Genomic DNA, 12,530 nt, shown 5'->3' with positions numbered 1-12,530 from the left:
TCTAGTCTGAGCGCCCTGACGGAACAAGCCTTGCGAGGATAAGATGGAGCTCTTTGACGACGAGCCGGAAAACACCGAGACCGCCTCGAATGCGCATGAGTTCACCGTCTCGGAAATCTCGGGCGCGGTGAAGCGCTCGATCGAGGATCAATTCGGCCGCGTCCGTGTGCGGGGCGAGGTCGGGCGCGTCTCGCGTCCCGCCTCGGGCCATCTTTACTTCGACCTCAAGGATGACCGCTCGGTCCTCAATGCCGTGACCTGGAAAGGGCAGGCGGCACGGCTCATCACCCGGCCCGAAGAAGGGCTCGAGGTTATCGCGACCGGCAAGCTCACCACCTTCCCGGGCCAGTCCAAATACCAGATGATCGTCGATCAGATCGAACCCGCAGGGGCGGGCGCGCTGATGATGATGCTCGAAAAGCGCAAGAAGGCGCTCGCCGCCGAAGGGCTTTTCGACGAGAGCCGCAAGCGCCCGCTGCCCTATCTGCCCGAGGTGATCGCGGTCGTGACCTCGCCCTCGGGCGCGGTGATCCGCGACATCCTCCACCGCCTGCGCGACCGCTTCCCCAGCCGCGTGCTGCTTTGGCCGGTGGCGGTGCAGGGGCAGGATTGCGCGCCGCAGGTGACGGCGGCGATCCGGGGGCTCAATGCGCTGGAAAAGGGCGGTCCGATCCCGCGCCCCGATCTGATCATCGTGGCGCGCGGGGGCGGCAGCTTGGAGGACCTTTGGGGCTTCAACGAGGAATCGGTGGTGCGTGCCGCTGCCGAAAGCCAGATCCCGCTGATCTCAGCGGTGGGCCACGAAACCGACACGACGTTGATTGACTACGCTTCCGATCGCCGCGCGCCAACGCCGACCGCCGCCGCCGAAATCGCCGTGCCGGTGCGCGCCGATCTGGCCTTGCGTCTGGGCGAGATGCACTCACGCATGGGCCGCGCCGCCCGTGCCCGAATCGAGCATCCCGGCCAGCGTCTGCGCGATCTCTCTCGTGCGCTTGGCCGCCCGCAAAGCCTGACCGATCCCGCACGCCAGCGCTTCGACCTCTTTGCCGGAAGGCTGGAACCGGCTTTGCGGCAATTCACCCGCACCCGGCGCGAGCGGTTGAATGCACTTGGCCTACCGGTGGCGCTCTTGCGCAGCTTCACCCGCAGCGGCACCCAACGCCTCGCAGCTCTCACCCAAAAGCTCGCCCCCGCGACGAAACGCGGCCTCACACTGCGGCAAGAACGCATCCAGCGCCTCGGCCAAAGCCTGACCAACAGCCGCGCCCGCCTGCTCGGCGAAGCCAGCCGAGGCCTCACCCGCAACCGCGACACATTCGAAAAGCTCACCACCCGCCTTGACGCTGCCATGACGCGCAGCTTGCAGCCCAGACGCGAAAGACTCGACCGGCTCGACCGGCTCCGCCAAACGCTCGGCTACCGCGAAACCCTCAAGCGCGGCTTTGCGGTCGTCCACGGCCCGAAGGGCCTCCTCACAAGCGTCGAGACCGCCCGTCAAACCCCCGCCTTCGAGATCGAATTCCACGATGGCCGTCTGCCTGCCCAACCGGCAAGCCCGCCCGAGCCCGCACCTGCCAAACCGCGCAAAAAGAAAAGCGACGGGCAACAATCGCTCTTCTGATCTTTCATGCGAAAATATCCCGGGGGAGGCCCGCAGGGCCGGGGGCAGCGCCCCCAGCCTTTTCTCAATCCTCCTTCGGGCGCAGCATCAGCCAGATGAGCGCGCCGCCCGCCAGAACCAGGAACGGCAGCATCGCCAGATTGACCGCATTCCAGCCAGTGCGGGGATCGCCGCCCAGGCAGTTCATCAGCCCGCCCGAGGAGAGCGAGGCCAGAAACACCCCGCCAAAGACCACGCTGTCATTGAGCCCTTGCAGACGCGCCCGCTCTTCGGGGCGCTGTGCGCGTGTCAGCATTGTGGTCGCGCCGATATAGCCGAAGTTCCAGCCGAGCCCGAGCAGGATCAGCGTCAGGTAGAACTGCCCAAGCGCCACGCCCGAAAGCGCCACCGCGCCGGCTCCGGCCAGAATGACCAGCCCCAAAGTCACGATCCGGGTCGCGCCGAAACGCGCGATCAGAAAGCCCGTGAAGAAAGAGGGCACGAACATCGCCAGCACATGGGTCGAGACGATATTCGCCGCATCCGAGGTCTGAAACCCGCAACCGACCACCGCCAAAGGCGTCGAGGTCATCACAAGGTTCATCAGCGCATAAGTGACGGTCGCGCAGATCATGGCAACCGCAATCTCGGGGGTGCGGATCAGCTCCTTGAGGGAACGGCCGCCGCGCGCGGCTTTCCCGCCCCCCGGCTGTTTCGGAATATCGAGAAAGGCGAAAAGGAAGGGCCCGATCAGGTTCAGAACGACGATTGCGGCATAGGTCGCCATGAAGGGCACCGGCAGCGCCTCGGTGGTGTGGCGCACCAGATAGGGCCCGAGCAAGGCCGAGACGAGGCCCGCCGCCATGACCATGGAAATCGCCTTGCCCTGAAACTCGGGCGGCGCGGTATCGGTCGCGGCAAAGCGGTAAAACCCCTGCGCCGACATATAGATCCCGGTCAGAAGCCCACCTGCCGTCAAGAGCCAGAACGAGCCGAGTTGCAGCCCAAGGAAGGCCACAGCCGCACCAAGCGCACCGGCAAGGCACGACAGCAAAAAGCCCGCCCGCCGTCCGTGACGTGCCATGAAGCCCGCAAGCGGACGCGCAGACAAAGCCGAGCCCAGAACGATCATCGACAGGGGCAGGGTGGCAATGCAAGGGTTCGGGCTTAGCATCTGTCCCGCCAGCCCGCTGACCACGAAATTCATCGACATCTGCGAGCCGAGGATCGCCTGCGCCAGCCCCAGCACCACCAGATTACGCTTGGCTCGGCCAAGGTTCACGCCCGGATCAAGGGCCGGATCCACGCCAGCCACGCGGTCTTTCTCAGCCACGAACCAGCCCCGCCGCCGTCGCGGCACGCGCCCGGATCGCTTCCCAATTCGCATCCGCGACATCGGCATCCGGCGCAATCCAGCTGCCGCCGACGCAGACGACATTCGGCAGAGCGAGATAAGAGGGCGCGCTTTCCAGCGTGATCCCTCCGGTCGGGCAGAAGCTGAGCTGCGGCAGCGGACCGCCAAGCGATTTCAGCGCCTTGACCCCGCCCGCGGCTTCTGCCGGGAAGAATTTGCCCATGGTGTAGCCCGCCTCAAGCAGCAGCATCGCTTCAGAGGCGGTGGCCGCGCCCGGCAGAAGCGGCAGCTCGACCTCTTCGCAGGCGCGGATGAGCTTTTCGGTCGCGCCGGGCGAAACCGCAAAGCTTGCCCCGGCATCTTTCGCGCGCTTCACATCATCGGGCGTGATCACCGTGCCCGCGCCGACATACCCACCCGCAACCTTGGCCATCTCGCGGATGACATCGAGCGCGGCGGGGGTGCGCAGCGTCACCTCAAGAACCGGCAGGCCGCCCGCGACCAGCGCCTGCGCCAGCCCTTCGGCCCGCGCGGCATCGCTGACCACCAGAACCGGAATGACCGGCGCGATCTGACAGAGTTTGCGGTTCAGGGCGGATTGGTCTTGCGGGGTCATCGTGCTCAACGCCTTGGCATCAGGGGGAATATGGCGCAAACCTGCGCCTTTCTGACCAAAGTCGCAAGCCGTGATCAGCCGCCAAAACTCCGCGAGCCGCTGGAGCGTGCGGTTGACGAGCCGCCAAAGCCGCCGCGTTGCTGGACCGCCGATTGGGTCAGGGGTGGCTTGCCGATCGTCGGGGCGGCCTTGCTTGTGAAGACCTGCGAGGGCACTTTGCCCGCGCCCCGGTTCGAGGCAAAGCTCTGGTTGCCCGAGGGCGTCGTATAGCGGCCATTCGCGGTCTGGACCATCGGCTGGCTGAAGATGCCGCCGCCGCGCGACAGCATCGAGCCCATCATATAGCCGACGAGCAGCGGCATGAAGGAAAAGCCGCCGCCACCGCCATTTTGCGCCTGCTGCTGCTGGGTCGGATCGCCGCCGCATTTGCCGACGCCATGTTCCTGCTCGCAGAGCTCTTTCGATTCGTAGCGCGGTGCGGTTTCGAGATATTCCTTCTCGGCGGCTGCGAAATTGGCACGGCAATCATCTTCGGTGAACCAAAGGCTGTTTTTCTGCGCCGCCGCGACACAGCTTTGCAGATCGGGAAAGCTTTCCGCATCAACCTGTTCCTCGCGGCAGGCCGAAAGCCCGAGAAGAGCCGTCCCCGCAAGGACCAGTGCGACGTGACGGGACCGTTTGCGTTGGGACATGGTTAAGCCTCGATGAAATGCGGTTTGAAACGGGACAGGTTATGGGTGATCCTAGCGCGGTCTTCGCGGATGCCAAGACCAACGCAAGATTCTCCGACCATCCAGGCGCCGAGAACCGGGCGGAAACCGTCGAATTCGGGCAAAGGCGCCAAGGCCTGCACGATCATCGGGTGGTGAGAATAGCTGTCATCGGCATTGGTCTCGGGACGCGCGCCCTGCTGGTAAAGCGTGACGCCCGAGCCTTCGCGCGAAAAGATCGGCTTGGTGACATGGCCCCGGCGCAGCTGACTTTCGGCCGCCGCGAAAGCAGCCGCCACGGCCGGCGCCGCCGCCCCGTCACCGCGCAAAGCGGCCTCGACATCGGCGGCGAAAAAGGCGGGCAGGAGGTTCGGATGGCCCGGGAACATCTCCCACAGCAGCGGCAGGATCCCCTTGTTTGAAAGGATCGCCTTCCACGGCGGCTCGATGAAACGGGTCTGCGAAACCGCGAGGAAGGGCGCGAAATCATCGCGCAGCATGTCCTCCCACGGGTAAAGCTTGAAGAGCGTGCCGATCACGCGATCCTCGTCATCGGCGAATTGATCGTCCTCGGTCAGCCCGATCCCGGCCAGCGCGGTCAGATGCGCGCCCATGCCCGCCTCGCGCGCGGACCAGCCGAGCGCCTCGACTGTGGCGTAATCCTCGGGATTGTCCTTGTCGCAGGCGAAATGGATCTCGGTGCCCTGATCGGCGATTTCGGCCCAACGCTCGACCAAAGCCTCGTGGATGCGGTTGAACTGATCGGTGTCGGGCGACAGCACGCCCAGACCCTGCTGCTCTTCGAGCCAGAGCCATTGGAACGAGGCCGATTCGTAAAGCGAAGTCGGCGTATCTGCATTATATTCTAGCAGCTTCGCCGGGCCGGAGCCGTCATAGGCGAGATCAAAGCGGCCATAGAGCTCGGGCTCGCCATTGGTCCAGCTGTCGCGCAGGAAATCCCAATGCTCGCGCGGGATCGCCAGCCGGGTCAGCCAATCCTCGCTGTCGATCGCGCGCGCCACCGCCTCGCGGCACATGGCGTGAAGCTCGGTCGAGGGGATCTCGATATCCTGCTCGATCTCCTGAAGGGTGAAGCTATAGGCCGAGGTTTCGTCCCAATAAGGCTCGCCCCCCATATCCGCGAAAGTGAAACCGAGCTCTTCGGCGCGGGCACGCCAATCGGGGCGTTCGGGCAAAGCGATCTTCTGCATGGGGCCTCCTGAGTTTCACCCCAGATGGCAAGGCCGGGGCCGGGATGCAAGCCCGGCCGCGGGTCTCAGTGTCGCAGGGCGCTGTGTCGCAAGAGCCTGAGCGCCCGGCGATCAGCGCGGTTGGATCGCCAAAGCCTCGCCCGCGAGCAGTGCCGCATTGCCGCCCGATGCGGTCGTGTCGATGCACAGATGACGCTCGAGCACGACATGGCCTTTGTCGATCGCCCCGATCAAGGGCAGGATCGGGCCGGGCCGGGTCGCGAGCGCACGGGCAAAGCCGCGACCGCGCGCCTCGTCGCCCCACCAGACCGCGCCCGAAATCCCCTCGATCCGTGCCAGCCAATCGGCATCAGGAACGCCGTCCAGCGCGATCCCGTAACCGCCCAGTCGGGCAATCTCTGCGGCCTGCGCCTTCGCCACATCATAGCCCGGGCCAAGGCAGAGGATCGGATCGCGGCTATAAAGGCTCAGCTGGTTCAGCTCGCCGGTCGGGCCGGGCAGGTCAAGCACCCGCTGCGCGTCGCCAGAGATCGAAACCTTCTCAATATCCTTCTCCAGCGTTTTGTAATAACTGGAATAAGGCTTGCTTTCGGCCTGAGTTTCCGTGACCGGTGCCGCCGTGAAACGGGCGACATATTCCGGGCCGCCCGCCTTGGGACCGGTGCCTGACAGGCCTTCGCCGCCGAAGGGCTGGCTGCCGACCACCGCGCCGATCTGGTTGCGGTTCACATAGGCGTTCCCGGCGTGGATCTTGCCCGCAACGCTTTGAATACGCGAGGCAATGCGCGAGTGCAGGCCGAAGGTCAGCCCATAGCCGGTCGCATTGATCTCGGCCACGACCTTGTCGAGCGCATCCGCCGGGAAGGTCGCGACATGCAGAACCGGGCCGAAGATTTCCTGCTTCATCTCGGCAATCGAGCCGACGCGCAGCATGGCCGGGCCGATGAAATGACCGCCCTCCGGGGTCGGCAATTGCTTGATGAGCCGCCCCTCTGAGGCCGCTTTCGCGATATGGGCGCGGATCGGACCTGCCGCCTCAAGGTCGATGACCGGGCCGATATCGGTCTCGATTTCGGCAGGATTGCCAAGCGCCAGCTCATCCATCGCGCCCGACAGCATTTCCAGAACCGGACCCGCGATGTCTTCTTGCAGATAGAGGCAGCGCAAAGCCGAACAGCGCTGGCCTGCCGATTGGAAGGCGCTGGTGACGATGTCGCGCACCGCCTGTTCGGGAAGAGCGGTCGAATCGACGACCATGGCATTCAGCCCGCCGGTTTCCGCAATCAGCGGCGCGGTCGGGGCCATTTTCTCGGCCATGGCGCGGCGGATGAGCTTCGCGGTCTCGGTCGAGCCGGTGAAGACGACGCCCGAAATCCGCGCATCCGAGGTCAGCGCGGCACCGACGCTCGCCCCGTCGCCGGGCAAGAGCTGCAGCGCCGCGACCGGCACGCCCGCGCGATGCATCAGCGCAACCGCGTGATGGGCGATCAGCGGCGTTTGCTCGGCAGGTTTCGCCAGCACGCCATTGCCTGCGGCCAAAGCTGCGGCGATTTGGCCGGTGAAGATCGCGAGCGGGAAGTTCCACGGGCTGATCGCGGTGAAAATCCCGCGCGGCGGATGGCGCAGGGTCGTGATCTGTGCGGCATAATAGCGCAGGAAGTCAACGGCTTCGCGGATCTCGGCCACAGCATCGGCCAGGGTCTTGCCGGATTCGCTGGCGAGAAGGGCCAGAAGCGCCGGCGTATCGGCCTCGTAAAGATCGGCCACGCGGCGCAGGGTTTCGGCGCGGGCCGAGGCCGGTTGGCTCCAGGGTTGGGCCGCCGCAATCGCTGCCTCGACCTGAGCCGCGCTGGCCTGATGGACGCTGCCCGCCGGGGCAAGCGTCGCGGGGTTTTCGACCGGCTCGGCTGGGCCGTTCTCCAGATCCGCGACGATCAGCGGCACGGCCTTGGGCGCGGCCCCCGCGTCAAGGCGCGCGGCAAGCAGGCCGTCGCGGGCCGGACGGTCGGCGATGTCATGACCGCGCGAATTCTCACGCTCGGGGGTGAAGAGGCCGGTGCCGCGCGCAATTGCCGGATTCTCGATCTGGCCGAGCTTTTCGACGGCGGTCAGCGGGCAGGCGGCCACAACCTCGGGCGCGATCGCCTCATCGACGATCTGGTTCACGAAGCTTGAATTCGCGCCGTTTTCGAGCAGACGGCGGACGAGATAGGCCAGAAGCTCGCGATGCGCGCCGACCGGGGCATAGATGCGCAGCCGGGTGTTGTTGTCGTCCTGCACCAGCTTGTGCAGCCCTTCACCCATACCATGCAGGCGCTGGAATTCGAAATCGCGGCCCTTGGCCATGTCGAGAATGGCGCAGACCGTATGGGCGTTATGGGTGGCGAATTGCGGATAGATCCGGTCGGTCTTGGCGAGCAGGCGCCGCGCAAGTCCGATATAGCTCGCATCGGTCGAGACCTTGCGGGTATAGACCGGGAAATCGGGCAGGCCGGTGACTTGAGCGCGCTTGATCTCGGCGTCCCAATAGGCACCTTTTACCAGCCGGATCATGACCTTGCGATCAAGTCTTGAGGCCATGTCGTAAAGCCAGTCAATCGCCGGACCAGCGCGGCGACCGTAAGCCTGAACGACGATGCCAAAGCCCTCCCAACCGGCCAGCGCCGGATCGGCGAGCACCGCTTCGATCACTTGAAGCGAGAGCGTCAGGCGATAGCTTTCCTCGGCATCGATGGTCAGCGGCATATCCGCCGCCGCTGCCGCCCGCGCGAGCCGGGTGACGATCGGCACAAGCTCCGCCAGCACGCGCGCTTCCTGCGCGGTCTCATAGCGCGGATGCAGCGCGGAGAGCTTGACCGAAATCCCGGGGTTGTCGCGCAGCCGCCCCTTGACGCAGGCCGAGGCGATCGCGGTGATCGCTTTGGCATAGGCGGCTTCATATTTGCGGGCATCGCCTGCGGTCATCGCCGCTTCGCCCAGCATGTCGTAGCTTTGGGTCGATTTCGGATCTTCGGCGGCGCGTTTCATCGCCTCTTCGATGGTCTGGCCCAGCACGAACTGGCGGCCCATCTCGCGCATGGCACGGGTCACGGCGGCGCGGATGACCGGCTGGCCAAGGCGGCGCACCGCCGAGCGGATCACACCGGTGTCACGGCGATCCAGCACGCCGCCGGTCAGGATCAGACCGCGCGTCGAGATATTGACCAGCGAGGATTTCGAGCGGCCCTTGTGGCGCTTCCAGTCGGCGGGCGCGATCTTGTCCTCGATCAGCGCATCCGAGGTCTCGGCATCGGGCACGCGCAAAAGCGCCTCCGCCAGCGACATCAGCGCCAGACCTTCCTCGGTCGAGAGGCCGTATTCGGCCAGAAAGACCTCCATCAACCCGGGATGAAGCTGGGCGCGGATGCGGCTGACCAGATCGGCCCCGGCGCGGGCGATGCGCGCGCGGGCCTCGGCGTCGAGGGCGGCCTCGGCGATCAGGGCCGTGAGGAGTGGCGCCTCTGGGGCAAGCGTCGCCGCGTCGATGGCGGCAAGAGCGGGGGTATAGGCGGACATGCGGCACTCCTTGACTTTCACGAGGATATATCGCTGATCGGTAAAGCGTTCCGACTAAAGAGAAGCAGTTAGATGGCCGAAACGACCAAAATAGAGCCAAGTGACGGTCCATTTGAACTTGACCGCACCGACCGCGCGATTCTGGCGGAACTCGCCCGGGACGGCAGGCTCAGTGTAACCGAACTTGCGGGGCGTGTGGGGCTTTCCAAGACCCCGGTACAGGCGCGGATGAAGCGGCTTGAAGCGGCCGGAGTGATTGCGGGCTATCGCGCGATCATTTCAGCGGTGCGGATGAATCTGGCGCATGTGGCCTTTGTCGAGCTGAAGCTGTCGGACACCCGAGAGGCGGCTTTGCAGGCCTTCAACCGTGCAGTGCGTGCAGTGCCGGAAATCGAGGAATGTCATATGATTGCGGGCGGTTTCGACTATCTTCTCAAGGTCCGGACCACCGATATCACCGATTACCGCCGGGTGCTGGCCGAACGGATCTCGACCTTGCCTCATGTCGCCTCGAGCTCGACCTATGTCGCGATGGAGGCGATCAAGGACAATGCAATCGTGACCTTACCGAAGGATTAACAGCGCCGCGCAATAGACTGAAATCAGGTGACTTAATGAGAAAGCGCGGCATTTTCCCGGTGCGTGCGACGAAGGTCTTGCCCCCGGCTGCGCTTCCGGCAATGCTAGGTCCCTTAATTGCTTCGTAGAATCGAAGCGGGACAACAGGGAAGTTCTCCATGATCAAGAGTTTTTCGCTGCGCGCAGGGCTTCTGGCTTCTGTCATGGCCTTTGCGCCGGCAGCTTTCGCCGACACTCCGAAAGATGTGTTGGTGGTGGCCGATCAGATTGATGACATCATCACGATGGACACGGCGCAAAGCTCGGAGTTCTCGGGGATCAACATCACCAACAACCTCTATGATCGTCTGGTCGATTTCGACCCGCTGGATATGGAGGCGGGCTTCAAGCCGGCGCTGGCCGAAAGCTGGGAAGTCAGCGATGACCACAAGACCATCACCTTCAAGATGCGCGACGGCGTGAAATTCCACTCGGGCAATCCGGTCCGGGCCGAGGATGCCGCCTGGTCGCTGCAGCGCGCGGTGAAGCTCGACAAAGGGCTCTCGTTCATTCTGACCCAGTTCGGCCTGACGCCGGACAATGTCGATGAAAACGTGAAAGCAGACGGCGACAAGCTGATCATCAAGCTTGACCAACCCTATGCTTACTCGCTGGTGCTGAACAGCCTGACCGCCAGCGTCGCTTCGGTGATCGACAAGGAAACCGTGCTTCCCCATGTCGAGGGCGATGATTTCGGCAACAAATGGCTCGGTCAGAACGAAGCGGGCTCGGGTCCGTTCACGCTGGCGGCCTGGAAGCCGAATGAGCAGGTTCAGCTCGCCTCCTTCGCGGGCTATTGGAACGGCGAGCCCGCGATGAAGCGCGTGATCGTGCGCCATGTTCAGGAAAGCTCGGCGCAGCGTCTGCTGCTCGAACAGGGCGATGTCGACGTTGCGCGCAACCTCAGCCCGACCGATGTCGAGGGCGTCGAGACCAAGGACACGGTCAAGATCGTGACCGAACCGCGCGGCCGTCTGCTCTATATGGGTCTGAACCAGAACGACAAGCTGCTGTCGAACCCGGCGGTGATCGAGGCGATGAAATATCTCGTCGATTACAAGGGGATGGAAGGCAGCTTCCTGAAAGGCCAGTGGAAGGTTCACCAAAACATCGTTCCGACCGGCTATCTGGGCGCGAGCGACGACAATCCTTGGACCTATGACGTTGAAAAGGCCAAGAAGATCCTGAACGATGCCGGGATCACCTCGGGCACGATCAAGACTGTCGTCCGCGATATCGCCGATTACGTCAACGTCGCGCAGACGCTGCAAGCCTCGATGGCGCAGGCCGGGCTGACGCTGGAAATCCAGCAGATGACCGGGGCGCAGGTGCTCGATGCTTACCGCGCGCGTCAGGTCCCGATCTTCATCGGCGAATGGGGCACCGATTACGCGGATCCGAACACCAACGTCTCGACCTTCGCGATCAACCCGAACAACTCGCCGGATGTGAAGCATTCCGAGCTCGCATGGCGCAACGCCTGGGCCGTGCCGGAGGATCTGCAGAAGAAGGCAATGGCGGCGACGCTCGAAGGCGATGCCGACAAGCGTAAGCAGGAATATCTCGATATCCAGCAGGAATATCGCGATATCGCGCCGATCGTGCCGCTCTTCCAGAAGATCGGTCAGGATGCGATGCAGAAGAATGTGGACCATTGGAACAGCGGCGGCGCCGTGGCTTCGGTCTACTATCGTCAGGTCACCAAGGGCGAATAATCCTTGAACGTGAGCGATACAGTCAAAGGCGCGGGCGGAGACAACTCCGCCGCGCCGGCCCCGCATTCCCCGGCCCCGAACGGAGCCCCTTCCTTTGGCTCATCGGCGCTTGGCCGCAGGCTGCGCCTTTTTGGCGGCCTTTTGCTGTCGCTTGCCCTGACGCTGCTCGGCCTTCTGGTCGTGACCTTCATCATTGGTCGCGTCATGCCGATCGACCCGGTGCTCAAGATCGTGGGCGAGCGGGCGACGCAGGCGCAATATGATGCGGCCTACCGCGCGCTGGGGCTCGACCAGCCGCTGTGGCGCCAATTCGCGATCTATGTCTGGGATGTGCTGCATGGCAATTTCGGCATGTCGATCTCGACTGGCCATCCGGTGGTCTCCGATCTCAAGCGCGTCTTCCCGGCAACCTTGGAGCTCGCCGCGCTTGGCACGCTGATCGGCGTGAGCGTCGGTGTGCCACTTGGCGTCATTGCCGCCGCGCGCCGTGGCGGCTGGATCGACCAGATCGCGCGGGTCGTGGCGCTGGTCGGCTATTCGATGCCGATCTTCTGGCTCGGGCTGATGGGGCTTTTGGTCTTTTACGGCATCCTCGGCTGGGTCGGTGGACCGGGCCGCCAAGGCATTCTCTTTGACGGCATGGTGACCGAGCGCACCGGCATGATCCTGATCGACAGCCTGATCGCGGGCGATTGGGCGGCCTTCCGCGATGCGTTTTCCCATATCATCCTGCCCGCGACGCTCTTGGGCTATTTTAGCCTCGCCTATATCAGCCGCATGACCCGCAGCTTCATGCTGGAGCAAATGTCGTCGGAATATATCCTGACCGCGCGCGTGAAGGGCCTGTCCGAGACCCGGGTGATCTGGCGCCATGCCTTCCGCAATATTGCGGTGCCGCTGGTCACGGTGATTGCGCTGAGTTTTGCCTCGCTGCTGGAGGGCTCGGTCCTGACCGAGATCATCTTCAGCTGGCCCGGCATTGGGCAATATGTGACCAAAGCGATGCTCGCGGGTGACATGAACGCGGTTCTGGGCGGCACGGTCGTCATTGGCACCTGCTTCATCGGTCTGAACCTTCTGAGCGATATTCTCTACCGCATCCTCGACCCCCGGTCCGAGTGAGCTGGACGACCATTCGAAAGGACTCC

9 protein-coding genes are annotated in these 12,530 nt (G+C 64.2%); 4 read left to right on the top strand and 5 right to left on the bottom strand.

Annotated features, from left to right (window positions below):
• Window positions 1–43 precede the first annotated feature (43 nt).
• Window positions 44–1,624: an exodeoxyribonuclease VII large subunit gene (xseA, locus tag JCM7686_RS07955; RefSeq protein ID WP_020950342.1), complete on the top strand. Its 1,581-nt coding sequence runs from the start codon at window positions 44–46 to the stop codon at window positions 1,622–1,624.
• Window positions 1,625–1,688: 64 nt separating this feature from the next.
• On the opposite strand, the gene JCM7686_RS07950 is transcribed toward xseA, so the two are convergent.
• The 5 genes from JCM7686_RS07950 to putA all read right to left on the bottom strand — a co-directional run bounded on the left by JCM7686_RS07950 (window position 1,689) and on the right by putA (window position 9,049).
• On the bottom strand, window positions 1,689–2,918 hold the full coding sequence (locus tag JCM7686_RS07950; protein WP_407946437.1) for an MFS transporter: 1,230 nt from the start codon (window positions 2,916–2,918) through the stop codon (window positions 1,689–1,691).
• Between the two features lie 10 nt (window positions 2,919–2,928).
• The gene (eda, locus tag JCM7686_RS07945; RefSeq protein ID WP_041527724.1) at window positions 2,929–3,573 is read right to left on the bottom strand and encodes a bifunctional 4-hydroxy-2-oxoglutarate aldolase/2-dehydro-3-deoxy-phosphogluconate aldolase; all 645 of its coding nucleotides are present in this window, start codon (window positions 3,571–3,573) and stop codon (window positions 2,929–2,931) included.
• Window positions 3,574–3,647: 74 nt separating this feature from the next.
• Window positions 3,648–4,265 (bottom strand): DUF1190 domain-containing protein, encoded by a 618-nt coding sequence (locus tag JCM7686_RS07940; RefSeq protein WP_020950338.1) that lies wholly within the window; start codon window positions 4,263–4,265, stop codon window positions 3,648–3,650.
• Between the two features lie 2 nt (window positions 4,266–4,267).
• A complete protein-coding gene (locus JCM7686_RS07935) occupies window positions 4,268–5,494 on the bottom strand; it encodes a glutathionylspermidine synthase family protein (protein WP_020950337.1) in 1,227 nt (408 codons plus the stop codon).
• Window positions 5,495–5,605: 111 nt separating this feature from the next.
• The gene (putA, locus tag JCM7686_RS07930; protein ID WP_020950336.1) at window positions 5,606–9,049 is read right to left on the bottom strand and encodes a bifunctional proline dehydrogenase/L-glutamate gamma-semialdehyde dehydrogenase PutA; all 3,444 of its coding nucleotides are present in this window, start codon (window positions 9,047–9,049) and stop codon (window positions 5,606–5,608) included.
• Between the two features lie 72 nt (window positions 9,050–9,121).
• On the opposite strand from putA, the gene JCM7686_RS07925 reads away from it, so the two are divergent.
• The 3 genes from JCM7686_RS07925 to JCM7686_RS07915 all read left to right on the top strand — a co-directional run bounded on the left by JCM7686_RS07925 (window position 9,122) and on the right by JCM7686_RS07915 (window position 12,504).
• Window positions 9,122–9,628, top strand: a complete 507-nt coding sequence (locus JCM7686_RS07925; protein ID WP_020950335.1) for an Lrp/AsnC family transcriptional regulator — start codon at window positions 9,122–9,124, stop codon at window positions 9,626–9,628.
• A gap of 158 nt (window positions 9,629–9,786) precedes the next feature.
• Complete coding sequence (locus tag JCM7686_RS07920) at window positions 9,787–11,382, top strand: ABC transporter substrate-binding protein (RefSeq protein ID WP_020950334.1); 1,596 nt, start codon at window positions 9,787–9,789, stop codon at window positions 11,380–11,382.
• 120 nt (window positions 11,383–11,502) lie between these two features.
• Window positions 11,503–12,504, top strand: coding sequence for an ABC transporter permease (locus JCM7686_RS07915; RefSeq protein ID WP_051201635.1), 1,002 nt, complete (start codon window positions 11,503–11,505; stop codon window positions 12,502–12,504).
• Window positions 12,505–12,530 lie beyond the last annotated feature (26 nt).

The sequence above is a fragment of the Paracoccus aminophilus JCM 7686 genome, from assembly GCF_000444995.1.
In the GTDB taxonomy this organism is placed as follows: domain Bacteria; phylum Pseudomonadota; class Alphaproteobacteria; order Rhodobacterales; family Rhodobacteraceae; genus Paracoccus; species Paracoccus aminophilus.
This window is presented reverse-complemented; position numbering and strand designations above follow the sequence as displayed.